The 24,553-nt window shown below is 63.4% G+C and carries 12 protein-coding genes; 2 read left to right on the top strand and 10 right to left on the bottom strand.

Annotation, left to right across the window (positions count from 1 at the left end; genetic code table 11):
• Positions 1 to 52: 52 nt before the first annotated feature.
• The 6 genes from IEW63_RS11530 to IEW63_RS11505 all read right to left on the bottom strand — a co-directional run bounded on the left by IEW63_RS11530 (position 53) and on the right by IEW63_RS11505 (position 11,887).
• Positions 53 to 3,292, bottom strand: a complete 3,240-nt coding sequence (locus IEW63_RS11530; RefSeq protein WP_188636786.1) for an efflux RND transporter permease subunit — start codon at positions 3,290 to 3,292, stop codon at positions 53 to 55.
• Positions 3,289 to 4,506 carry an efflux RND transporter periplasmic adaptor subunit gene (locus IEW63_RS11525; RefSeq protein ID WP_188636785.1) on the bottom strand — a complete coding sequence of 406 codons (1,218 nt, stop codon included), beginning with the start codon at positions 4,504 to 4,506 and terminating at the stop codon, positions 3,289 to 3,291. The genes IEW63_RS11530 and IEW63_RS11525 overlap by 4 nt, the downstream gene beginning before the upstream one ends.
• Positions 4,503 to 5,987, bottom strand: a complete 1,485-nt coding sequence (locus IEW63_RS11520) for an efflux transporter outer membrane subunit (RefSeq protein ID WP_188636784.1) — start codon at positions 5,985 to 5,987, stop codon at positions 4,503 to 4,505. The genes IEW63_RS11525 and IEW63_RS11520 overlap by 4 nt, the downstream gene beginning before the upstream one ends.
• A 105-nt stretch (positions 5,988 to 6,092) precedes the next feature.
• Positions 6,093 to 7,493, bottom strand: coding sequence for a hypothetical protein (locus IEW63_RS11515; protein WP_188636783.1), 1,401 nt, complete (start codon positions 7,491 to 7,493; stop codon positions 6,093 to 6,095).
• A 335-nt stretch (positions 7,494 to 7,828) separates the two neighbouring features.
• The gene (locus IEW63_RS11510; RefSeq protein WP_188636782.1) at positions 7,829 to 9,610 is read right to left on the bottom strand and encodes an acyl-CoA dehydrogenase C-terminal domain-containing protein; all 1,782 of its coding nucleotides are present in this window, start codon (positions 9,608 to 9,610) and stop codon (positions 7,829 to 7,831) included.
• A 486-nt stretch (positions 9,611 to 10,096) separates the two neighbouring features.
• Positions 10,097 to 11,887, bottom strand: a complete 1,791-nt coding sequence (locus IEW63_RS11505) for an acyl-CoA dehydrogenase C-terminal domain-containing protein (RefSeq protein WP_188636781.1) — start codon at positions 11,885 to 11,887, stop codon at positions 10,097 to 10,099.
• A gap of 157 nt (positions 11,888 to 12,044) precedes the next feature.
• Here IEW63_RS11505 and selO point away from each other — a divergent pair, with 157 nt between their 5' ends.
• The gene (gene selO, locus IEW63_RS11500; RefSeq protein WP_188636780.1) at positions 12,045 to 13,478 is read left to right on the top strand and encodes a protein adenylyltransferase SelO; all 1,434 of its coding nucleotides are present in this window, start codon (positions 12,045 to 12,047) and stop codon (positions 13,476 to 13,478) included.
• A 135-nt stretch (positions 13,479 to 13,613) separates the two neighbouring features.
• Positions 13,614 to 15,404 carry an SLC13 family permease gene (locus IEW63_RS11495; protein ID WP_188636779.1) on the top strand — a complete coding sequence of 597 codons (1,791 nt, stop codon included), beginning with the start codon at positions 13,614 to 13,616 and terminating at the stop codon, positions 15,402 to 15,404.
• Positions 15,405 to 15,582: 178 nt separating this feature from the next.
• On the opposite strand, the gene IEW63_RS11490 is transcribed toward IEW63_RS11495, so the two are convergent.
• From IEW63_RS11490 to gltB, 4 genes are all read right to left on the bottom strand, one after another.
• The gene (locus IEW63_RS11490) at positions 15,583 to 16,860 is read right to left on the bottom strand and encodes a bifunctional O-acetylhomoserine aminocarboxypropyltransferase/cysteine synthase (protein WP_188636778.1); all 1,278 of its coding nucleotides are present in this window, start codon (positions 16,858 to 16,860) and stop codon (positions 15,583 to 15,585) included.
• Between the two features lie 29 nt (positions 16,861 to 16,889).
• Positions 16,890 to 17,969 carry a uroporphyrinogen decarboxylase gene (hemE, locus tag IEW63_RS11485; protein ID WP_188636777.1) on the bottom strand — a complete coding sequence of 360 codons (1,080 nt, stop codon included), beginning with the start codon at positions 17,967 to 17,969 and terminating at the stop codon, positions 16,890 to 16,892.
• Positions 17,970 to 18,430: 461 nt separating this feature from the next.
• Entirely contained in the window at positions 18,431 to 19,849 is a 1,419-nt protein-coding gene (locus IEW63_RS11480; protein ID WP_188636776.1) for a glutamate synthase small subunit GltD family protein, read from the bottom strand.
• A gap of 156 nt (positions 19,850 to 20,005) precedes the next feature.
• Positions 20,006 to 24,454 carry a glutamate synthase large subunit gene (gene gltB, locus IEW63_RS11475; protein WP_188636775.1) on the bottom strand — a complete coding sequence of 1,483 codons (4,449 nt, stop codon included), beginning with the start codon at positions 24,452 to 24,454 and terminating at the stop codon, positions 20,006 to 20,008.
• Positions 24,455 to 24,553 lie beyond the last annotated feature (99 nt).

The following is a 24,553-nucleotide window of genomic DNA, read 5'->3' as shown; positions in this document are numbered from 1 at the left end:
ACCGGGCAGCCAATCAGAAAACCCGCGACTGGCTGACACGCCAGCAGGCTGGTCAGTCCAGTACCTTTTCCGTACCCGCATCCCGTGGCGTCAACAGCAGATACAGCGCCGGCACCACGAACAGCGCCAGCACCGAGACGGAGACCAATCCGAATATGATCACCAGAGTGAGCGGCCGGTAGAACGCACTGCTGATCGCCAGAGGTATCAACCCGACGATGGTGGTGATGGCCGTGGTCAGCAGCGGGCGCAGTCGCCGCGCCGAGCCGGCCGCAGCCGCTTCGGGAATGCTCATGCCATCCTGAATGAAACGGTTCATGGTATCGACCATTATGATCCCGTTGTTGATGGCAATGCCGATCAATGATACCAGACCGATCATGGCGAAGAACGAGAAGGTGATGCCGAAGATCCAGAATCCCAGGGCAGTCCCTATGATCGCCAGGGGCATGGTGGCAAAGATGATGAAGGCCTGACTGAAACTGTTGAACAGGATGACCAGAACGCCCACCACCAGGACGATGGCGATGACCAGGGCGATCAGCGCCGAGCCGAAGGTCTCGCTGGTGTCCGCCGCTTCCCCGCCGATAACGCTGCGGTATTCCGCGGGCCATTGCTGCTGCAGTTCATTCAGCCGGGGCTGGATGTCGGCGATGATCTCGCCGACGGTGCGGCCCTCGTTCTTGCCCATGACGGTGATGGCCCGCTCGCCGTTGACGTGGGAAATGGCAATGGCTGCCTCTGAATGGGTGGGCTTGAGCAGCTGCTGCATGGCGAAGGAGCGGCCATCCTGGGTGAATACCCGCACCCGCGACAGCTCCTCGGTGTTGCGCGGTCCTCCTGCTTCTCCTGGACGGCTTGGCCACTCGGTGCCCAGACGTATGTCGATATTGTCATCGGCGTCATCGGTGACGAAGGTACCAATCTCGTCGGAACTGAAGGCAATGCGCAGTTGCGACGCCAGATCCCCATGATCGATGCCGAGGAAGTTGGCCGCCTCACGGTCCGGCTGCAGAGCCAGCTGCGGCTTGAGCATGCCGATGTTGTCCCGCACGTCCACCACTCCGGCGGTCTCCGACAGCAGCGCCTGCACCTGACGGGACAGTTCCTGCAACCGATCCATGTCCGGGCCGATCAGCTGGATCTCGATCGGGTCGCCGGAGGTGGGGCTGGCTGACTCGGAAACCACCAGCAGCTGCGCCGCGGCGACCCGCTCCCGCAGGAATGCCGACAGCTCCCGACGCAGCTCGTCAGCCAGTTCGAAGGATTGCGCATCACGCTCTTCCTCCGGGCGGAAGATGGCGGAAAAACCGATGAAGTTCTCCGCCTCGCTGGGCTGCAGATTCGCCGCCATCGAGCCACCGGCAAACGGGCTCTTGAGGCCGACCAGCTTGACCACACTTTCCAGGTAGGGCTTCTCGCGCAGGATCGCTCCCACCTCGTCGGCAATCTCCTGGGAGGTGGCCAGTTGCACGGTTGGCGGCAGTTCGATGTTTATACCCAGGCGCTGGCCATCGGTGGGCGGAAACAGCTCGACCCTCGCCTGACTGAATGCCAGCATGGACACCACGAACAAGGCCAGTGCCCCGATCACCCACAGCCAGGACTGACGGCGACTGCGCACCACCCACCGGGCATTCCAGCTTTCCAGCGCGTTGACCGCCCGGGCGGTGACGCGGTCGGAATAGCCCTGCTTGCTGCGCTCCGTCGCACGCTGCCTGCCCAGCAGTACCCGCGACAGCGGCAGCGAGCACAACATGGCGACGATATAGGCGAGCACCAGACAGACCACGGTCGTGGTCGGCAGCACCCGGATGAACTCACCTACCGTGCCGCTGATCGACATCAATGGTGCCAGCGCGAGGATGGTGGTGATCTGCGCGGCAAAGGCCGCCAGCCCGTAGCGCTCGACCGTCGCCAGCACGCCCTGGCCGAAGGTCTTGCCGTTGTTGTAGATCTCGTCGTGCAGGCCCTCGAGCAGGATGATGAACACGTCGACAATCATTACCAGCGCAATGACCATGCCGATGACCACCAGCTCGTTGAGCGAATAGCCCATCAGCAGGATCACCAGCAGCACCCCGGCAAAGGTCACCGGCACCGACAGACCGGCGATGACGGCTTCGCGCCAGGCGATGGTCAGCAGCAGGATGGCGAACACAACGAGCATGGTCTGCAGTGCACTGACAAACACGTCGGAAAGCGAATCCCAGATCTGTTCGGCCTCGTCCTGGGTGATGGTGTAGTCCAGGCCCGATGGCCAGGAGCCCTCGTTGCGCATGCTCTCCAGGGTGCTGCGCAGCGTCTCGACCAGACCGACCGTGTCGCCGCCGGGTGACTTGCGTACCGACAGCTCCAGCGACTCGGCATATTCACCGCCTTCGGCACTGAAGAACGCGCGGGTCGTTTCGGTTTCCTGCATGCGCCGCACGGTAGCCACCTCATCAAGACGCACCGGGCGCCCGGCTCCCACGCCACTGAGTCGCGCCACCGGCAGCGCCCGCAAATCGTCCACGTCACGGAAGCGCCCTTCAAGCCGAACCACCGCACCGATATCATCGCTGCGTATCTCGCCGAACGGCTGCTCCACGTTGGCCTGCTGGACGGCGTTGCGTACCGCCGAGGGCGACAGTCCCAGCGCCAGCATGCGCTCCGGCCGCAGCAGGATCTGCACTATCTCCTCCCGCTCGCCACCGATGTTGACTTCATCAATGCCCGGCAGACGCTCCAGCTGATCCTGGACGCGGCGGGCCTGCTGATTCATGGTCGCCGAGCCGGCATCGCCGTGCAGGGTAAAGGTCAGGATCGGCAACATATCCACAGACGCCTGTTCGATGGCGGGCCGCTCCACGTCCTCCGGGAGTTCCGCTTCGGCATCGGCCACCGCCGCGCGCAGCCGGGTCATGGCGTCCACCGGATCAGCCGAGGCATCAAACTCCACCGAGACCACGGAAAACGAATCGTAGGAGGCGCTATCCACCTTGCGCACGCCCTCCAGGGTGGTGACCTCATCCTCGATGATGTCGGTGACCTGCTCCTCCATGGTGCGTGGGTCGGCGCCGGGCCAGGCGGTGGTGATGGTCGCCTGGGGGATGTTCAGGTCCGGCAGCGATTCCTTTACCAGTTGCAGGTAGGCCATCCAGCCGCCGAGTACCAGGGTGATCAGCAGCAGGATGCCGAAGATCGGCTGCAGGAAGAAGAACCTTGCCAGGCGGTGGGCGTTGCGCACCTCTTCGGTTTCCACCGGACGCTCCCGTTCCGGCCGGTCCTCGCGGTCAGGGGCTGCGGTCATGGCTGCTGCCCGTCCGCACCGAGAACATGTACCTGCTGGCCGTCGTGCAGGGCGGCGCGGCCGTCCGTCACTACCTGCTCGCCCTGCTCCAGACCGTTGAGGATGGCGCGATACCCGCCGGCCTGCTGACCCAGCTCGACCCGACGCTCGGTGGCCCGCGACGTGTCACGATTGACCACCAGGACGAAGGCCTGGTCATGGCGGAAACGCAGTGCTTCCTGGGGTACGGCAAGCACATCGGGCTGTTCCGGCATGGCGATCCATACGGCGACGAACTCCCCGTCCTGCAGACGCGGATTTTCGCCCTCGGTATGCACGATCACTTCGAAGGTGCGGGTCTCGGGGTCCAGCGAGGGGCTGACCGCATGCACCCGACCACGCACGTGGTCCTGCGCCAGCAGCGGGTCGAGGTTCTGCCCGTCCCGCGGTGGCGCGTCACCGATCACCGCGTCGGCTCCGACGCTGATCCTGCGGTAGTCGTAGGATGGGAGGTCGACCCGGATCTCGAAGCGGTCGGGGTCTATCACCAGCGCCGGCACGGTCCGCAGCGCGTTCTGTTCGGTGTTGGTCTGCACCACGCTGGGCATGAAGTAGCGGCCCTTCTCGACGTTCAGCCGTGCCAGCACGCCATCGATCGGCGATACCAGCCGGGACTCGTTCACCGTCAGCCTGGCCTGCGCCAGCTGGGCGCGACTGTTGTCACGGATGGCCCGCGCCTGCTCGACCTGAACTACCGCCTGGTCCAGCTCCTGCTGCGACGCGGACCTCTGCTCGACCAGCGTTTCATAACGCCGCTGGGTGACCTGCGCCAGCGACAGATTGGCCTCTGCTTCGGCAAGGCTGGCACGGGCGGCCTGCAGCTCCGCTTCCACGCGATCCGGTGCCTGATGGGCGATCACCTGCCCGGCCCTGACCGGACTGCCGACTTCCAGATCTTCATCAACGAAGGTGACCATGCCCTGCTGGGTAAAGGTGAGGAACTCCCGCTGGCGGGACCGGGCCGTGCCCTGGCTGTACACCCAGGCCTGCAGCTTACGGGGCTCCACTGCCACCACGTTGACACTGACCGGCTGGGTCTGACCGCTGCGCTGTTGCCCGGCAGCAGCCTCTCCCGTGGAATCGGGCTCGCTGTCGCCGCCGCAGGCGGACAGCCCCAGCAGGCAGATGAATAGCAGAGGAAGAAGCGGCGCGGAACGGGTCTGGGATCTGATCATGGCGTGGCGGCTGTCCTGGCGGTGGTGTCCTGAATGGGGTGGTGCTCGGTTGTGATCGGGTATTGCTCGAAACCGCCGCCCAGCGCCAGATGCAGGGCGATGCGGTTTTCGATGCGGGCGTGGCGTGCGGTGAGATAGGCGCTACGGCCGTCCAGCGCCCGCTGCTGGCTTTCCAGCACATTGAGGAAAGGGTCGATGCCCTGCTGATAACGGTTGAATGACACCCTTACCGCTTCCTCGGCGGCACCGGCGGATGCATCCAGACTGTCTTCCCGGCGCTGCAGGACGGTATCCACCGCCAGCAGGCTTTCCACTTCGGCAAGGGCGTTGAGCGCGGTTTCGACATAGCCTCCCAGGGCCTCGGCCTGCTGCCCTTCGGCGATGTCCACCTGGGCGACGAGACGCCCGCCCTGGAACACCGGCTGCATGACCTGACCGGCGATGGACCAGACGAAATTGCTGCTGTCGAACAGACCGTCCCACTCGCTGCTGGCATACCCTGCCGAGCCGTTGAGCGAGATGGACGGAAGGAAGGAACGCTCGGCCGCGCCGAGCTGATAGCCGGCGGCCAGCAGGGCCAGCTCCGCGGCGCGTACATCGGGGCGTCGTTCCAGCAAGCGGGCGGGCACGCCTGCGCTTGGCGCCGCAGGCACATCCGGAAGCGTGTCGGCAGTGCGGCTTTCGCCATCGGGGTAATATCCCAGCAACACGTCCATCTGCCGCAACGCGCGCGCCAGCGCCTCGTTACGCTGCTCCAGGCCGGCCCGGGCGGATTCCAGATTGGCCTCGGCCAGCATGCCGTCTGCGGGCGAGGCGATGCCGGCAGCCACGCGGTTGCCGATCTGCCGGGACATCTCGGCCAGCGACTCGACGGTACGCTCCGACAGCTCCACCTGGGCCCGCGCATGGACGATCTCGTAATACAGCGGTGCAACCTGCGCGGCGACCGACTGACGTACCCCGCGCAGCTGTTCGGCGCTGGCGAGGAACTCGGCGCGGGCAGCAGAGTCGAGCGCCGACAGCCGCCCCCACAGGTCCAGCTCCCAGCTCACGTCGAGCGATGCATTGTGATTATTGCTGATGAAGGTCATGTCATCGGCCAGTTCGCCCAGCGGACCGGCCATGGCGCCGAGGTTCTGCCGCTGGCGGGCGCTGCTCAGGCCGACACCGGCCTGCGGCAGCCGGTCCGCTCGGCCCTGACGGATCCGCGCTTCAGCCATCCGCGCCCGGGCCACAGCCTGGGCTATGGCGGGATTGCGCACCAGCGCGGTTTCCACGAGCTGGTCCAGCTCGGCATCGCCGAACTCGCGCCACCAACGCTCGTTCCGCTCAAAGGAGGCGGACAGATCGGCCTGGAAGGTTTCCGGGAGGGCGAAGGGCAGCTCCGGCTCGGCGGGCGGCGAGACACTGCAGGCGCTGAACAGTACTGCCGAAGCGGTGAGGATAATGCGGGGGAGTGCCCTGTTGATGCTGGAACCCATTCGCCGTCCTTTTTCTGGCATCTGAATGAATCTCTCTCAGCCATTGAGAGTGGCATTTGTGTCAATAGTTCTGCAGCGCTCCGGGGCAGTCGCTCCCCTTGTCGGTCAGCGCCGCCGCAGCTGCCTGTACCAGGGGCGCAGTGTCTGCTGTTCCGGTTCCGGCCAGTTGATCTTCTTGCTCTCGCATTCCACGATACCACTGGCGCCCAGCCGCAGTCGCCAGCGCTGGGCCGAGGTGTGCCGCGCACCGGGTTCGTTGAAGATCAGCAACAGATTGTAATCGTGCTGCTTCTCGATCGGGTGGGCTTCGATGCTGGCAAAGGGCTCCTCTGCGTCGGCTGAAGCGAACAACCGATTGCGGGTGGGTTCGATCAGTTCGCACAGCGGTTCACAGTCCAGATTGAGCCGCTCCTGGATCTCGTTCTGTTCCAGCGCATCACGGGTCATGTTGAGCTGGGTGCGATAGCAGACGATATGCCGCTCCTCCGTGGCCCACTTGCCGGCGTTCTCCAGTATGTCCCGGGGCAGGTCGTTGACCTTGCAGTAGTCCAGCCAGACCGCCTGCTGAGCCATCAGCTGATTGGTGTAGGGCATCAGCAGACGGTTCTTCCAGCGCGGGCGGCCCTTGCGCAGCCAACGGGTCACCATGGTAATGAGGTCATCGCGCAGCAGGTCGCGGATGCCGTAGATCATGGCGATACCCAGCAGCAGCGTTATCGACAACTGGCTGCCCGTGCGGGCATTGAACAGTATGTAGGTGAACAATCCCATGATCAGGGTGGTAGTCGCGGCCTTCACCAGTTTGCGGGTGCCCTCGCCCAGCTCGGTGCGCTTGGAGCGCAGCAGTACGGGATATTCGAGCAGCCGGTGATAGAGGCTCATGCGGTTCCATACACGGGTCGGCTTGCCATGGAAGTCCGCCAGATACTCGCGCTCCTTGCGGATCCGGTACTCCTCCAGCAGAAATTCCTCGATGGACTCGCGCAGGTCGGCATCCAGCTCCTCATAACCCGCGAGGGTCATGCATTCAAGCAGGAACTGCTCGGCATACCAGGAGAAGTAGATGTCCATCTGCCGGAAATAGCGTTGCTGCCCGGTCTGCTCCGGAACGGTACGGCGCAGCCGCGAGGCATAGGTCTCGGTCAGGCGCAGGGCCCGGGCAATGGGCTCGGAAGCGGCTGCACCACTGCTCTGCAGCTGCTGGCGCAGCCGATCCATCGAGGCGGTATAGCGGAACAGCCAGGAACCATAGGTGATTTCATAATGTGGCGATAACAGCGCGAAGGTGCTGTCTTCCTTGCTGGCCCGCTCCTGGGCCGGCAGTCCGAGCAGACCGAAGCGGTGCAGCAGGGCACTGAAGTAGAACTGCTGCTCGGTCATGGTCCAGGCCGAGAAATTGCTTTCGTGGGGTGTGAAGAGATACAGCTCGATCCGGTAACGACCCGGCTTCTTCAGGGTACGGGTCAGCTGCACACGGTAATCACCCTTGCGCTTGAGCGAGAACAATCGCAACCCTCCCCGGCCGGACTCTGGAACACCTTGCAGGCGCTCATTCTATCACGGCGGCGGGCCGCTGACCCCGACGGGCGGGTGGCGCAGCGTTGACCAATAAAGAAACCCCTGCAAGCAAGACCGTATGGTCTCCCTTGCAGGGGTTGCAGTAACGTCCTGGTCGTCCTTAACGTCTGCTACATCCTGTAGCTCGTCCCTGTCCCTTCCTTTCTGCGTCGCTTCCTGCGGTGCGTCCCTACGATTTGAATAGTACGCAGGCAACCGGGCGTTACCTAGAGGCGATCACCGCCGGCTGCTGTAGGTTATGGCCTACAGCAGCTCAAAGTGTCTCAGAACTGAGACGCATCCATCTCGAACAGCACCTCGCTGCCGGCGCGGACCGATTCACTCAGCGAGTGGATGCGCGGCAGCAACCGCTTGAAGAAGAACCGGGCGGTGGACAGTTTGCCCTGGTAGAAACCGTCGTCTTCTCCAGCAGCCAGCGCGACCCGGGCCATGCGAGCCCACATGTAGGCATAGGCCGTATAACCGAAGGTGTGCAGGTACTCCACCGAGGCGGCACCCACTTCGTTGGGGTTGCTGGCGCTGCGTTCAATCACGTATGCGGTCAGCTCCCGCAGATTGGTCAGCGCCGCCTGCAGCGGCTGGACAAATTCGGCCAGCTCGGCGTCACCGTTGGCGTCGATAAAGCCCTGAATCTCGTCGGCAAACACCTGGAAGAAGGCGCCGCCATTGGCGACGGTCTTGCGGCCCATCAGGTCCAGCGCCTGGATGCCGTTGGTGCCCTCATAGATCTGCGCGATGCGCACGTCCCGCACCAGCTGCTCCTGGCCCCATTCACGGATGTAGCCATGGCCGCCGAACACCTGCTGGCCATGGACGCAGCTTTCGAAGCCGATATCGGTGAAGAAGGCCTTGGCCACCGGCGTAAGCAGTGCCACCAGGTCCTCGCCCTTCTTGCGGATCGCCTCGTCCTCGGCAAACTTGCTGATGTCCAGCTGCATGCCGACGTAGGTCGAGAACGCACGGCTGCCCTCGGTCATCGCCTTCATGGTCAGCAGCATGCGGCGCACATCCGGATGCACGATGATGGGGTCGGCGGCCTTGTCCGGTTGCACCGCGCCGGTCGGGGCACGGCTCTGGATACGCTCGCGGGCGTATTCCACCGCGCTCTGGTAGGACGCCTCGGCGCTGCCGATGCCCTGAATGCCGATCGACAACCGCTCGTAATTCATCATGGTGAACATGGCGTTGAGGCCCTTGTTCAGCTCGCCGATCAGATAGCCCCTGGCACCGTCGAAGTTCATCACACAGGTGGCCGAGCCCTTGATGCCCATCTTGTGCTCGATGGAGCCGCAGGTGACGCTGTTGCGCTCACCCAGGCTGCCGTCTTCGTTGACCAGGAACTTGGGCACCAGAAACAGCGAGATGCCCTTGGGCCCGGCCGGAGCATCCGGCAGCTTGGCCAGAACCAGGTGGATGATGTTCTCGGTCAGATCATGCTCGCCGCCGGTGATGAAGATCTTGGTACCGGTGACCGAATAGCTGCCGTCAGCTTCCGGCACCGCACGGGTGCGGATGATGCCCAGATCGGTACCTGCATGGGGCTCGGTCAGGCACATGGTACCGGCCCAGGTACCGGCGTACATGTTGGGCAGGAATTTGCGCTTGAGTTCTTCGCTGCCGTGGGCATCCAGCGCCAGGGTGCTGCCGGCGGTCAGTGCGATATAGAGGGCAAAGCTGCTGTTGGCGCCGTAAAGCATTTCCTCCACCTGCACCCCCAGCGTCTTGGGCATGCCCATGCCGCCAAACTCGGGATTGCCGCCCAGCCCTACCCAGCCGCCTTCGGCGTAGGTGGCGTAGGCTTCCTTGAAGCCGGTGGGGGTGGTAACGACGCCGTCCTTCCATACTGCGCCTTCTTCATCGCCGCTGCGGTTCAGCGGGGCGATCGTCTGCGAGGTGATCTTGCCGGCTTCTTCCAGCATGGCGTCGGCCATTTCCGCATCGATGGCACCATTCAGGCCGGGCAGGCTCTGCCACAGCTTGTCGGCTTCGAAAACCTCATTCAGCACGAAACGGATGTCACGCAGGGGGGCTTGGTACTCGGCCATGGGAACTCCTCAGCAACAATCAATAAGCCGGATCAACCGGGTCAATGGGCTTGATTGTAGACTGAGAACATTTCCATGGATAGCGTCTTGTTGTGACTTTTATTCTTATATCAGTCACATCCAAGACCAGCCAGCAAGACGGATCCAGCGGTTGGGGTTCCGTTGCGTCAGGATGAGAGGCGACGGAGCTTGCCGGCTGGGCCGTCACGACACGCCGCAAGTACGTCCCTGTAAGCTCATTGATGCCATCCCTGGCATCAAACGGTCGTGCCAGCCCAACCGGCAAGCTCCTCCACTATATTTCGTGCTGCGGCGCGCATGCTCACAGCCACTCCGAGTTTCTGGGCCGGAGGGTTCTGCGCCTCTTCGGGACCGTCTGCGGCCAGGGATGGCCGTAGACGAGCGCCATGGATGGCGGGTTGCGAGTCCCGAAGAGGCGCAGCACCCTTCGGAACCCTGCACAAAATGCCCCACCACTCGAAGAGATCAGAACTGCTCGGCACTCAACTGCATCAGCGTATCCGCACCCGCCTCCAGCGCTGCGACATGGGCCTGAGCACGGGGCAGAAGACGCTTGAAGTAGAACTCTTGAGTAGCCAGCTTGGCCTGATAGAACGCGGTCTCCGAGGTGCCGGCGTCCAGCTTCTGCTGGGCGACGACCGCCATTTTCAACCAGAAGAAGGCATGGATGACGTAGCCGGAGAACATCAGGAAGTCCATGGCCGCCGCGCCGACCTCCTCGCGGTTCTGCATGGAGCGCACGGCGATCTGCTGGGTCAATTCACCCCACTGTCTGTTCAGCTCGGCCAGCCTGGCGACGTAGGCATTGAGCTGCGCATGGCCTTCATTGGCCTGGCAGAACATGTGAACCTGTTTGGAGAACGCCCGCAGCAGTTTGCCCTGGCTCATCAGCACCTTGCGGCCCAGCAGGTCCAGCGCCTGGATGCCGTTGGTGCCTTCGTAGATCGGCGCGATACGGCAGTCGCGCACCTGCTGCTCCTGACCCCACTCGCGGATGTAGCCATGGCCACCGAACACCTGCATGCCCAGCAAGGTGGCTTCCAGCCCGGTCTCGGTCATGAACGCCTTGCAGATCGGTGTGAGGAACGCCAGCTGGTCCTCGGCAGCGCTACGTACGGCCTCGTCGCTCGAATAGTGCGCATCATCCAGCAGCTGCGCGGTGTAATAGGCCAGCGCGCGGTTGCCCTCGTTGAAGGCTTTCATGGTCAACAGCATGCGGCGCACGTCCGGGTGGACGATGATGGGGTCGGCCGCCTTTTCCGGCTCTGCGGGGCCGGACAGCGAACGCATCTGCAGGCGGTCTTTGGCGTAGGCGACGGCGTTCTGGTAGGACACCTCGCCGTGGCAGAGGCCCTGCATGCCGGTACCCAGCCGGGCGCTGTTCATCATGGTGAACATGCAGTTCAGCCCCTTGTTGATCTCGCCGATCAGGAAACCGGTGGCGCCGTCGAAGTTCATCACGCAGGTGGCGGAAGCCTTGATGCCCATCTTGTGCTCGATGGAGCCGCAGACCACGCCGTTGCGCTCACCCTTCTCGCCGTTGGCGTCAGGCAGGAACTTGGGCACGATGAACAGCGAGATGCCTTTGGTACCGGCCGGTGCGTCGGGCAGCTTGGCGAGTACCAGGTGCACGATATTTTCAGCCATGTCGTGCTCGCCGGAGGAGATGAAGATCTTGGTTCCGGTGACGGCGTAGGTGCCATCCGGTTGTGGCACGGCGCGGGTCTTGATCAGGCCCAGGTCGGTACCGCAGTGGGGTTCGGTAAGGCACATGGTGCCGGTCCAGTGGCCCGGTACCAGCTTGTTGAGATACAGCTCCTTCTGCTCCTGGGTGCCGTGGGCGCGAATGGCCGCAGCGCAGCCGTGGGTCAGGCCCGGGTACATGTTCCAGGCATAGTTGGCCGAGGCGGTCATCTCGTTGACCACAAGGCCCAGCGAGGCCGGCAGACCCTGACCGCCGAACTCCACCGGACCGCTCATCGCCGCCCAGCCGTTATCCACGTATTGCTGGTAGGCTTCCTTGAAGCCCTTCGGGGTGGTCACGACGCCGTTCTCGAAATGGCAGCCCTCCTCGTCCCCGGTGCGGTTCAGCGGTGCCAGCACTTCCGCTGCGAACCTGGCGCTTTCTTCGAGAACCGCGTCCACCACATCCGGGGTCGCATCTGTCAGGCCGTGGGTCGCATAGGTGCCAGCGAAATCGAACACTTCATCCATGAGAAAGCGCATGTCGCGCAGGGGGGCTGTGTAACTGGGCATCTCGGTACTCCGGAAGATTGGGGCAGTTTCATACGGACGTTTGACCCTAATGGCCCATTGACCGACCAGTCAATGGAAATGTCTTTCCATCAAGTCGCTTGATAGAGGGGCATAACACAGGCAGCATGAAACCGACATTCACTCATTCGGGTGCTCCATGACCTCTCTGGCCGATCTGCATTTCGATAACCGCTTCGCGCGTCTGGGCGACGTTTTCTCCAGCCGTGTGGTACCCGACCCGTTGAACAATCCGCGACTGGTGGTCGGCAGCGCCGATGCCGCGGGGCTGCTCGGGCTCAACCCCGCCGAGATGGAAGATCCGCTGTTCACCGAGCTGTTTTCCGGACAGAAGATCTGGAAGGAGGCAGAGCCGCGGGCGATGGTCTATTCCGGCCACCAGTTCGGCGTGTACAACCCGCAGCTCGGCGATGGCCGTGGTCTGCTGCTGGGCGAAGTGGTCAATCCCGGTGGCGAGCACTGGGACCTGCATCTCAAGGGCGCGGGCAGCACGCCCTTTTCGCGCATGGGTGACGGCCGCGCGGTGCTGCGCTCGTCGATCCGGGAATTCCTCGCTTCCGAGGCGCTGCCGGTACTGGGCATTCCCAGCAGCCGGGCGCTGTGCGTGACGGTGGGTGACAACCCTGTCTACCGGGAACGCAAGGAACGGGCCGCCATGCTGGTACGGCTGGCCCGTTCGCATATCCGCTTCGGCCATTTCGAGTTCTTCTATTACAACGACCGGGAGGACGACCTGCGACGGCTGGTCGATTTCACCCTGCAGACCTGCTACCCGTATTGTCAGCATGAACCGCAGCCGGTACTGGCGATGTTCCGGACGGTGGCCGAGCGCACCATGCACATGGTCGCCCGCTGGCAGGCCTACGGCTTCTGTCACGGAGTGATGAATACCGACAACATGTCGATCCTGGGCATCACCTTCGATTTCGGCCCCTACGCCTTTCTCGATGAATATGATGCCGGTTACATCTGCAATCACTCCGACCACGCGGGGCGCTACGCCTTCAACCGCCAGCCGGTGATTGCCCACTGGAACCTGGCGTGCCTGGCCCAGGCCCTGGTGCCCTTTATTGATGTGGAAGTTCTCAAGGCCGAACTGGGCAACGCCATGCCGTTGTATGAAGCCGAATACCGTCGGCTGATGAACGCGCGGCTGGGCTGGGCCGGCCAGCGGCCGGAGGATGACGAGCTGCGCAACGAGCTGCTGGCCCTGATGCAGGGCAGCGCGGCGGACTACCATATTGCCCTGCGGCTGCTGGCCGAGGACGACCCGCAGGCCCGCGACCAGTTCATTGACCGGGAGGCCTTCGATCGCTGGCTTGTCCGTCACCGGACCCGGCAGGCGGTCGACGAGTCCGCCATGGCCGGGCGGCTGGCCTGCAATCCGGTATATGTCCTGCGTAACTATCTGGCGCAGCAGGCGATCAGCGCTGCCGAAGAGGATGACTTCAGCGAGGTGCGGCGGCTGCATCAGATCCTGCGCGAGCCCTTTATCCGCGTGCCGGGGCAGGAAGCGTATGCGGCGCCCCCTCCCGATTGGGGTCGTCGGCTTGAGATCAGCTGCTCATCCTGAACATCTTTCTTATATCAATCAAGAATAAGAAAATCATTTTACGGTCTTGGACAGACTAAGGCCCACCCGTTAGCGTATACCCCCATCGAGGTTCCCCTCCGCGGAACCGATACCTCAAGCGAGATTCTGGTACCGATGAGCTGGGATACCCTTTCCATGGCCGGCGTGGCTGCACTGCTGTGCTGGGTGATGTACGCATTCGTACGGGAGAAGCACAGCCCCGATGTTGTGGTCGGCATCGCGGTGGCCGTGCTGCTGGCCACCACACTGCTGACCCCCGGCGAGGTGCTGAGCGTGCTGTCCAACAGCGCCCCGGTGACCATCGCCTGCATGTTCGTGCTCTCCGCCGCGCTCGAGCGCACCGGCTGTGTTGACCGTCTGGGCAGTATCCTGGCACGCGTGGGTGGCACCAGTCCCACGCGCATGCTGTTCGCGCTGCTGCTCACCGCGATGCTGCTGTCGTCCTTCATCAACAATACACCGGTCGTTGCGATCCTCACGCCGGTCGCCGTCACCCTTGCCGCCCGGGTGGGCAGCAAGGCATCGAAGATGCTGATCCCGCTGTCCTACGCCACCATTCTCGGCGGCACCATGACCATGATCGGCACCTCGACCAACATCCTGGTCGACGGTGTCGCACGCCAGCATGGCATGGCGCCCTTCGGCATGTTCGAGATCAGTCTGGCCGGCGCGCTCTTCGCCGGGCTTGGTCTGGGGTTCATCATGCTGTTCGGCAACCGTCTGCTGCCCGACCGGGACAGCCTGTCCGAGCGCCTGCGCCCACAACGCAGCCGTACCTTCATGACCGAGCTGCTGGTGCCCCAGGGCTCGCCGGTGATCAACCGCAGCCTGGCCGAGGCCCAGCTCAATGGTGACAGCGGTATCCGGGTGCTGAAGATCTTCCGTGGGGACGACGAACTGTCCACTCCGCTGAACACCACCACGCTCAGTGCAGGCGACCGGCTGATCCTGCATGCGGGCATGCGCGACTTCGTCGAACTGCGCCAGAACGGGGTGCTGGAGTTCAACCGCGACCAGAACTTCGAGACCATCTCCACGCGGGACGTAGTGCTGGCAGAGGCCGTGGTGGCCCGCAGCTCACGCTACATCAACCGCCCCATGCGCGACCTCAACCTGACCGCGCGCTATGGCATTCATGTGCTGGCCGTACACCGTCAGGACGAGCACATTCAGGACAACCTGGACGACTTCGAGCTGCAGTTCGGGGATGTGATGCTGGTCGAGGGCTCTCCGGCGCAGATCCGCAAGTTTGCCGATAACGGAGACCTGATCAGTCTGAACACCGTGCAGGAACGCGCGTACCGTCGCAACAAGGCGCCGATCGCCATCGTCTCGGTGCTGGCGGTGATGGTACTGGCAGCGTTCGGCGTGATGCCCATCGAAGGGCTGGCAATCATTGCCGCTGCGGTAGTGGTGGCTACCGGCTGCCTGGAAATCGAAGATGCCTACAAGGCTATCGACTGGAAGATCCTGGCGCTGATCTTCGGCATGCTGGCCATCAGTATTGCCATGAACAAGGTCGGTCTGGTCGATAGCATCGTCGCCCAGGTGATGAGTCTGTCACCGCTGCTGGGACCGTTGTTCATGCTGTCGTTTATTTACCTGCTGACCTCGATCCTGACCGAAATCGTCAGCAACAATGCGGTGAGTGTCTTGCTGACTCCCATTGCCATCGGTGTCGCCCTGCAATTGGGTGCCGACCCGCGGCCCTTCGTTGTCGCCGTCATGTTCGCCGCCAGCGCCAGCTTCGCCACCCCGATCGGGTATCAGACGAATACCTTCGTCTACAGTGCGGGGGGGTACAAGTTCATCGACTTCGTACGTATCGGCATGCCGATGAACCTGATCATGTGGGCGGCCGCAACACTGGTAATACCGCTGATCTGGCCGTTGTTCCCGGCCTGAAGCTGCGCTCCATCTGCAGCATGGGAAGCCAACCGCAAGCCGCGTTGGCCGGGATGGAACCCGGCCCTCCCGGACAGTTGCGGAGGCGCTCATGCCGGGAAGGTCGAGTTCCATCTCGACCGTTCGGGGTCAGCGGCAAACCCGGGCGGCCGGAAATTCGGCCCTCCCAGGTCGCCGGTCAGACCTTTGCCGCTTCCAACGCCTGCTCGAGGTCGGCCAGAATGTCATCGATATGCTCGATACCGATCGACAGGCGCACGAGATCCCGCGGCACGCCGGCCTTCTCCAGCTCGTCGTCATCCAGCTGACGGTGGGTGGTCGAGGCCGGGTGACAGGCCAGCGATTTGGCGTCGCCGATATTCACCAGCCGCAATACCAGTTTCAGAGCATCAATGAACCGGGCGCCGGCCTCCTGACCGCCCTTGATGCCGAACGACAGGATCGCTGCCGGCCTGCCGCCCAGATAACGCTGGGCCAGGTGGTGGTCCGGGTGATCCTTGAGCCCGGCATACTGGACCCACTCCACCTGCGGATGCTGCTGCAGGTACTCGGCGACCTTCTGCGCGTTCTCGCAGTGACGCTCCATGCGCAGGCTCAGTGTCTCCAAGCCCTGCAGAATCAGGAAGGTATTGAAAGGCGACAGCGCCGCGCCCATGTTGCGCAGCGGCACTACCCGGCAGCGGCCGATGAAGGCCGCCGGGCCGAAGGCTTCGGTGTAGACCACACCGTGATAGGAGGGATCCGGCGTGTTCAGCAGCGGGAAACGGTCCTTGTGCTCGGCCCAGGGAAACTTGCCCGAATCCACTATCATCCCGCCGATGCTGTTGCCATGACCGCCGATGTACTTGGTCAGCGAGTGCACCACGATATCGGCACCATGCTCGAAGGGCCGGCACAACACCGGCGTCGCCACGGTATTGTCGACGATCACCGGCACACCGTGACGGTGCGCCACGTCGGCCAGCGCCTGCAGGTCGACGATATTGCCCGCCGGGTTGCCGATCGACTCGCAGAACACCGCCTTGGTGTTCTCGTCGATCAGTGCCTCCAGCGCAGCAATATCATCGTGGGGAGCCATGCGAACCTCGATACCCTGACGCGGCAAGGTGTGCGCGAACAGGTTGTAGGTACCGCCGTACAGCTTGGCAATGGAAACGATATTGTCGCCGACCCCGGCAATGGTCTGGATGGCATAGGTGATTGCCGCCATGCCGGACGCCACCGCCAGGGCACCCACCCCGCCTTCCATTGCCGCCACCCGCTCTTCCAGCACCGCGTTGGTCGGGTTGGTGATGCGCGTGTAGATGTTGCCGGGCACCTTGAGGTCGAACAGGTCAGCGCCATGCTGAGTACTGTCGAAGGCGTAGGAGGTGGTCTGATAGATTGGCACCGCCACCGCCCTGGTGTTCGGGTCAGGGCTGTATCCAGCGTGTACTGCCAGGGTTTCAAGTTTCATTATTGTTTTCTCCCTCGGGTAACGCGGTGTCAGATCACCGCGTTTGGATCATGGTACTTGGCGGACAACTCGTGCACGGCCTCGATGAACGCACCGGCATGGGCCGGGTCGACTTCAGGGGTGATGCCATGGCCCAGGTTGAATACGTGGCCATTGCCCTTGCCGTAGCTGGCCAGGATGCGCTCGACCTCGGCGCGGATGGTCTTCGGACTGGCGTACAGTACCGACGGGTCCATGTTGCCCTGCAGCGCCACCTTGGAGCCCACCCGCGAACGGGCCACGCCGATATCCATGGTCCAGTCCAGGCCCACGCCATCGGCTCCGCAGTCAGCAATGCTCTCCAGCCACAGGCCACCGTTCTTGGTGAACACGATCACCGGTACGTGGCGACCGTCATGCTCGCGGATCAGGCCGCTGATGATCTTGCGCATGTAATCCAGCGAGAAGGTCTGGTAGGCATCCCAGGACAGGTTGCCGCCCCAGGTATCGAAGATCTGCACCGCCTGGGCGCCGGAGCGGATCTGCTCGTTCAGGTAGGCGGTCACCGACTGCGCCAGCTTGTCCAGCAACAGGTGCACGGCCTCGGGCTGGTCGTACATCATGGCCTTGATCTTGCGGAAGTCCTTGGAACTGCCGCCCTCGACCATGTAGGTGGCCAGCGTCCAGGGGCTGCCGGAGAAGCCGATCAGGGGTACCCGGCCATTGAGCTCGCGGCGGATGGTGCTGACCGCATCCATCACGTAACCCAGGTCCTTGCGCGCATCGGGGATCGGCAGGGCTTCGATATCCGCTGCGGTGTCGATGCGCTTGCGGAACCTGGGGCCTTCACCGGTCTCGAAATAAAGGCCCAGGCCCATGGCATCCGGGATCGTCAGAATGTCGGAAAACAGGATGGCCGCATCCAGCGGGTAGCGCTCCAGCGGCTGCAGGGTAACCTCGCAGGCCATCTCGGGGTTCATGCACAGCCCCATGAAATCACCGGCCCGGGCGCGGGAGGCGCGGTATTCCGGGAGATAACGACCGGCCTGGCGCATCATCCACACCGGGGTCACATCCACAGGCTGGCGCATCAGCGCACGCAGAAAACGGTCATTCTTCAATTCAGACATGAAATCGGTATCCAGTTGCGAAAATGGCGACCATTGTAACCGTTATCGCAACGAAGATAACGTGGCGGGCGCCAAACGGGTGCGACGGCTTGTCTCGGGTTGTTTCCGGGAGCGTGGCCGGTTGGGGCGGGAGCTGCGATCAAAAACGGGCGGCCGGTGGCCGCCAATCGCCCCGGGGCCGAGGCTTCCCACCATCGAGGTTCGACAGCAGACAATCGAAGTTCAACGGCAGGAGGGTGCGCTCACCTGCCGGCAGCGCCGCTTGCGCAACCGGCACATGGGTGACATCTCAAACCGGGAACATGGGTTACACCTCCCCTGCTTGCCAATAGCATGGGCTGATCTTCCTCGCCCATACCGTAACTTATGTAACCCGGTCGCCGGTCTGGTCTGTTACCCATGTTGCCGGTTTGCATACCCCTCTCCCCTTGCGGGAGAGGGGTCGGGGGAGAGGGGGGCGGTCAGACGCCGAGGTAATCCAGGATGCCTTCGGCAGCCTGCCGGCCTTCCCAGATGGCGGTGACCACCAGGTCCGACCCTCGAACCATGTCTCCCCCGGCAAATACCCTGGGGTTGCTGGTCTGAAACCTGTAGCGCGACTGCTCGGGGGCGATGACCCTGCCCTGGCTGTCCACCTCCACCTGCACGTCTGCGAACCAGTCCGCCGGGCTTGGGCGAAAGCCGAAGGCGATGATGACAGCATCGGCGGGGAGAATCTGCTCCGAGCCGGGGATCGGCTCGGGGCTGCGACGCCCCCTGGCGTCGGGCTCACCCAGTCTTGTTTCGATGACCTTGATGCCTTCGACCCTGCCGTTACCGACGATCGCCAGCGGCTGGCGGTTGAACAGAAACTTCACGCCTTCATCCCGGGCGTTCTTCACCTCCTTGCGCGAACCCGGCATGTTTTCCGCATCCCGGCGATAGGCGCAGGTAACCGATTCGGCGCCCTGTCGGATCGAGGTGCGGTTGCAGTCCATGGCGGTGTCGCCGCCGCCCAGCACCACCACGCGCTTGCCCTTCATGTCGATGAAGTCGTCCGGCGACCTTTCGAAACCCAGATGGCGGTTGACGTTGGCCACCAGAAAATCCAGCGCATCGTGGACCCCCGGCAGGTCCTCGCCGGGGAAGCCACCTTTCATATAGTTGTAGGTGCCCATCCCCATGAACACGGCGTCGTAATCCTTGAGCAAGCGATCAATGCTGATATCCCGGCCGACCTCGGTATTCAGCCGGAACTCGATACCCATCCCGGAGAACACCTCGCGCCGGCGTGACATGACGGTTTTCTCCAGCTTGAATTCGGGAATGCCGAAGGTCAGCAGACCGCCGATTTCCGGATTGCGGTCGAATACCACGGGGGTGACCCCGGCACGCACCAGCACATCCGCACAGCCCAGTCCGGCCGGGCCCGCACCGATAATCGCCACTCGCTTGCCGGTGGGTATGACGCGGGACATGTCCGGACGCCAGCCCATGGCAAAGGCGGTATCGGTGATGTACTTCTCCACCGAGCCGATGGTCACCGCGCCGAAGCCGTCATTCAGGGTGCAGGCGCCCTCGCACAGCCGGTCCTGCGGGCACACCCGGCCACAGACCTCCGGCAGGGTATTGGTCTGGTGGCACAGTTCGGCGGCTTCGATGATGTTGCCTTCGGACACCAGCTTCAGCCAGTTGGGAATGTAGTTGTGGACCGGGCACTTCCATTCGCAGTAGGGGTTGCCGCATTCCAGACATCGATGGGCCTGCTCGGTCGCCTCCTGCGGCTTGAACAGTTCGTTGATTTCGATGAAGCGGGTCTTGCGATGACGCAAGGGACGCTTCTGCGGCTCCTGGCGGGCCACTTCGACGAACTGGAAGTCATTGTTCACACGCTCACCCATGTTGCACCTCTCGATAAATTCGTATTCCTGCGCGGCGTCCGGTGCGCCGACCCCGTTATGCCCGGGTGGGGTGTCTGGAAGGTCGAGTCCCATCTCGACCATTCGGAGCCAGCCGCAACCCCAGCTGGCCGGGGCGGAACCCGGCCTTCCATGTCCCTACTGCGGGTTGGCCAGGGTGGTTTTCAGCAGCGCCCGCAGGCTCGCGGCCTTGGGCTTGACCAGCCAGAAGCGGCGTATGTGGTTGTCCAGATCCTCCAGCACCTCGGCGCCCCATGCGCTGCCGGTTTCCTCGACGTATTCGGTCAGCACGCCGGTCAGGTGATTGCGGTAGGCTTCCATGGCTTCGCCACTGATGCGCTGCAGCTCCACCAGTTCATGGTTGAGCCGGTCGAACAGGCTGTTGTCCAGATCCAGCACGTAGGCGAACCCGCCGGTCATGCCGGCACCGAAGTTGTAACCGGTCCTGCCGAGCACGCAGACCATGCCGCCGGTCATGTACTCGCAGCAGTGGTCACCGGCACCCTCGATCACCGCGTGGCAACCGGAGTTGCGTACGGCAAAGCGCTCGCCTGCCACCCCTGCTGCAAACAATTTGCCGCCGGTGGCACCGTACAGACAGGTGTTACCCATGATGGCGGTCTGCTCGGAGCGGAACGGACTGCCCGCCGGCGGTACCAGCACCAGCTTGCCACCGGTCATGCCCTTGCCGACGTAATCGTTGGCATCGCCTTCCAGGTACATGTGCAAGCCTCCGGCGTTCCATACCCCGAAGCTCTGCCCGGCGGTGCCGCTGAAGCGGAAGGTGACCGGGGCGCAGGCCATGCCCTGGTTGCCATGGCGGCGGGCAATCTCTCCGGAGACCCGCGCACCGATGGAGCGATCGCAGTTGGTGAGCGTCATCTCGAACTGCGCCCCGCTGGCGGCCTCGATCGCCGGCCGGGCCAGCTCGACCATGCGCTCGGCGGTCGCTCCCTTGTCGAACGGATCGTTGCCTTCGACCTGGCAGTACTGGGGCCGGTCTGCCGGCACCGCATCGCTGAACAGCAGCGGCCTGAGATCCAGCCCGCGCTGCTTGCCGGTGGCGCCGGGCAGAATCTCCAGCAGCTCGGTGCGGCCGATCAGATCCTGCAGCCGGCGCACGCCCAGCTTCGCCATCCACTCGCGGGTTTCGCTGGCGACGAAGGTGAAGAAACTCATCACCATCTCGACGGTGCCAATGTAGTGGTTGTCCCGCAGATTCCTGTTCTGCGTGGCAATGCCGGTGGCACAGTTGTTCAAATGGCAGATACGCAGGTACTTGCAGCCCAGCGCAATCATCGGCGCGGTGCCGAAGCCGAAGCTTTCCGCGCCCAGGATTGCCGCCTTGACCACATCCAGCCCGGTCTTCAGCCCCCCATCGGTCTGCACCCGCACCCGTCCGCGCAGGTCGTTGCCGCGCAGGGTCTGGTGAGCTTCGGAGAGGCCGAGCTCCCAGGGGGAGCCTGCATACTTGACCGAGGTCAGCGGCGAGGCGCCGGTGCCGCCGTCGTATCCGGAGATGGTGATCAGGTCGGCATAGGCCTTGGTCACGCCGGCGGCGATGGTGCCTACCCCCGGCTCGGCGACCAGCTTGACCGAGACCAGCGCCCGGGGATTGACCTGCTTGAGGTCGAAGATCAGCTGGGCCAGATCTTCGATGGAATAGATGTCATGGTGCGGCGGTGGGGAGATCAGCGTCACACCCGGGACGGCATAGCGCAGCCGGGCGATCAGGTCGTTGACCTTGCCGCCGGGCAGCTGCCCGCCTTCCCCCGGCTTGGCGCCCTGGGCCAGCTTGATCTGCAGCACCTCGGCATTGACCAGATATTCCGGCGTGACCCCGAAGCGCCCGGAGGCGACCTGCTTGATCTTCGAGTTGCGCGTGGTGCCGTAACGGGCAGGATCCTCCCCACCCTCCCCGGAATTGGAGCGGGCACCGAGGCGGTTCATCGCCTCGGCAATCGCCTCATGCGCCTCGGGTGACAGGGCCCCCAGCGAGATCCCAGCCGAATCAAATCGCGGGAACAGCGATTCCAGCGGCTCTACATCCTCCAATGGTATGGGCGTGCAGTCGGTGCGCAGTTGCAGCAGGTCGCGCAGCATGGCCACCGGGCGCTGGTTCACCAGTGCTGCATAGTCGAGATAGCGCTGGTAGCTGCCACCCTGCACCGCCTCCTGCAATACCTTGACCACGTCCGGGTTGTAGGCGTGATACTCGCCGCCGTGCACATACTTGAGCAGCCCTCCCTGGCCGATGGTCTTGCGTGGATTCCAGGCCGCGGCGGCGAGCAGCGCCTGGTCAGCCTGCAGATCGGCGAAGCCGGCACCCTGAATACGGCTGGGTACACCGCGGAAACACAGATCAACCACCTCATCCGCCAGACCCACCACTTCGAACAGCTGGGCGCCGCGGTAGGACGCCACCGTGGAAATGCCCATCTTCGATAGTATCTTCAGCAGGCCCTTGGCGATGCCCTTTCGATAGTTCTTGAACACCTCATAGAGGTCGCCGATGACTTCTCCGGTGCGCACCAGGTCGGCGAGCACATCGTAGGCGAGCCAGGGATGGACGGCGGACGCACCGAAGCCGATCAGCACGGCAAACTGGTGGGGGTCGCGGGCCGTCGCGGTTTCCACCAGGATGTTGCAGTCGCAGCGCAGCCCCCGTTCGATCAGATGATGGTGTACCGCGCCCACCGCCAGCGCCGCATGAACCGGCAGCCGGCCCGGTGCTACGGCCCGGTCGCTGAGTACCAGCAGGGTCTTGCCGGCACGCACCGCAGCCTCGGCCTGTTCGGCGATACCGGTGACGGCAGCGGCCAGCGGCACCTGTTCATCGACGTTGAGGTCTATCAGATGATGGTCGAACCCGGGGCGGTCCAGCTGCAACAGGGTGCGCCACTTGGCCGGCGAGATGATCGGGCTGTTGAGAATGGCCCGGTTGGCATGGTCCGGGGTCTCCTCAAACACATTGCGCTCGGCACCCAGGCAGGTTTCCAGTGACATGACCACCGCCTCGCGCAGCGGGTCGATGGCCGGGTTGGTCACCTGGGCAAACTGCTGCCGGAAGTAGTCGTATACCGAGCGAACCCGACTGGAAAGCACAGCCATGGGCGTGTCATCGCCCATTGAACCGACCGCCTCCTGGCCGTTTTCGCCGAGCGGCCGCAGGATCTGGTCCCGCTCCTCGAAGCTGACCTGAAACATCTTCATGCATTGCTGCAGGTGTTCCGGCTCGAGAAACTGCTCGCCGCCGGCGCTGTCGTCCAGAGTGCCCTGGATGCGCAGCGCCTGCTGCTTCAGCCACTTGCGATAGGGGTGCCGGGATTTCAGGCGGCTGTCCACATCATCGGTATGCAATACCTCGCCGGTATGTGTATCCACCGCGAGGATCTGGCCCGGGCCAACCCTCCCCTTGCTGATCACGTCCTCGGGGCGGTAGTTCCACACCCCGATCTCCGAAGCCAGGGTGATATAACCGTTGCGGGTAATCACATAGCGCGCCGGGCGCAGGCCGTTGCGATCCAGCAGGCAGACGGCGTGTCGGCCTTCGGTGAGCACTATCCCCGCCGGGCCATCCCAGGCCTCCATATGCATGGAATTGAATTCGTGGAAGGCGCGCAGATCGGCGTCCATGGTTTCCATGTTCTGCCAGGCAGGTGGCACCACCATGCGTACGGCACGGAACAGGTCCATCCCCCCGGTCAGCAGCAGTTCGAGCATGTTGTCCATGCTCGAGGAGTCCGAGCCTGTGGTGTTGACCAGCGGCGCCAGGCTTTCCAGATCCGGCAGCAACGGGTTGGCGAACTTGTTGCGCCGCGCGTGGGCCCAGTTGCGGTTGGCAGTGATGGTGTTGATCTCGCCGTTATGCGCCAGCAGGCGGAACGGCTGTGCCAGCGGCCAGCGCGGCAGCGTGTTGGTGGAAAAGCGCTGATGAAACACGCAGATCGCGGTTGCCATGCGCTCGTCCCCGAGGTCGGGGTAGAAGCGGGTCAGGTCAGCCGGCATCATCAGACCCTTGTAGGAAATCACCCGACTCGACAGGCTGCAGATATAGAAGTCGCCGTCCGACTGCATGGCGATTTCTGCCTTGCGACGCACATGGAACAGGCGGATGGCGAACTGCTGATCGTCCAGACCTTCCCCGCCCAGGAACACCTGGTGTATCGCCGGTCGGCAGCTCTGCGCGAGTGGACCCAGCACCTGGTCGTCGACCGGTACAAGTCGCCAGCCGAGCACGGCCACCTGCTGATCGGCACAGACCTGTTCAAAGGCGGAGCGCGCGCGCTGCTGCGCCGCGTCGGTTACGCCGGTGAACACCATGCCCACCGCATATTGCTCAGGTAACTCCTTTCCCAGATCGTCCCGGGCCACGGCACGCATGAACTGATCCGGCATCTGCAGCAGCAGACCGCAACCATCCCCGGTCCGCCCATCGGCATTGATCCCACCGCGGTGGGTCATGCAGGTGAGCGCCTCGATGGCAGTCTGCAGCAGATGACGACTGGGCTGACCCTGCATCTGGGCGATCAGTCCGAAGCCGCAGTTATCCCTGAATTGGTCCGGTTGGTAGAGGCCTGCTTGCATAAATACGCTCTCGGTATACGTCATTTTCGCGATGTCCGAAAACGAGTTTACACAGGCATATTCCGCCTAACAACGATTTTTGTCCGAAAAATATATGCA

Origin of the sequence: Halopseudomonas pertucinogena, from assembly GCF_014646575.1 — a bacterium.
Lineage (GTDB): Bacteria > Pseudomonadota > Gammaproteobacteria > Pseudomonadales > Pseudomonadaceae > Halopseudomonas > Halopseudomonas pertucinogena.
Note: the sequence above shows the minus strand (reverse complement) of the source record. Positions and strands in the feature narration are given on the sequence as shown.

What these genes read in the sequence shown, in the direction of transcription:
- IEW63_RS11530 (WP_188636786.1), bottom strand. Translation starts at nt 3,292, where the DNA reads ATGACCGCAGCCCCTGACCGCGAGGACCGGCCGGAACGGGAGCGTCCG.
- IEW63_RS11525 (WP_188636785.1), bottom strand. Translation starts at nt 4,506, where the DNA reads ATGATCAGATCCCAGACCCGTTCCGCGCCGCTTCTTCCTCTGCTATTC.
- IEW63_RS11520 (WP_188636784.1), bottom strand. Translation starts at nt 5,987, where the DNA reads ATGGGTTCCAGCATCAACAGGGCACTCCCCCGCATTATCCTCACCGCT.
- IEW63_RS11510 (WP_188636782.1), bottom strand. Translation starts at nt 9,610, where the DNA reads ATGGCCGAGTACCAAGCCCCCCTGCGTGACATCCGTTTCGTGCTGAAT.
- IEW63_RS11505 (WP_188636781.1), bottom strand. Translation starts at nt 11,887, where the DNA reads ATGCCCAGTTACACAGCCCCCCTGCGCGACATGCGCTTTCTCATGGAT.
- selO (WP_188636780.1), top strand. Translation starts at nt 12,045, where the DNA reads ATGACCTCTCTGGCCGATCTGCATTTCGATAACCGCTTCGCGCGTCTG.
- IEW63_RS11495 (WP_188636779.1), top strand. Translation starts at nt 13,614, where the DNA reads ATGAGCTGGGATACCCTTTCCATGGCCGGCGTGGCTGCACTGCTGTGC.
- IEW63_RS11490 (WP_188636778.1), bottom strand. Translation starts at nt 16,860, where the DNA reads ATGAAACTTGAAACCCTGGCAGTACACGCTGGATACAGCCCTGACCCG.
- hemE (WP_188636777.1), bottom strand. Translation starts at nt 17,969, where the DNA reads ATGTCTGAATTGAAGAATGACCGTTTTCTGCGTGCGCTGATGCGCCAG.
- IEW63_RS11480 (WP_188636776.1), bottom strand. Translation starts at nt 19,849, where the DNA reads ATGGGTGAGCGTGTGAACAATGACTTCCAGTTCGTCGAAGTGGCCCGC.
- gltB (WP_188636775.1), bottom strand. Translation starts at nt 24,454, where the DNA reads ATGCAAGCAGGCCTCTACCAACCGGACCAATTCAGGGATAACTGCGGC.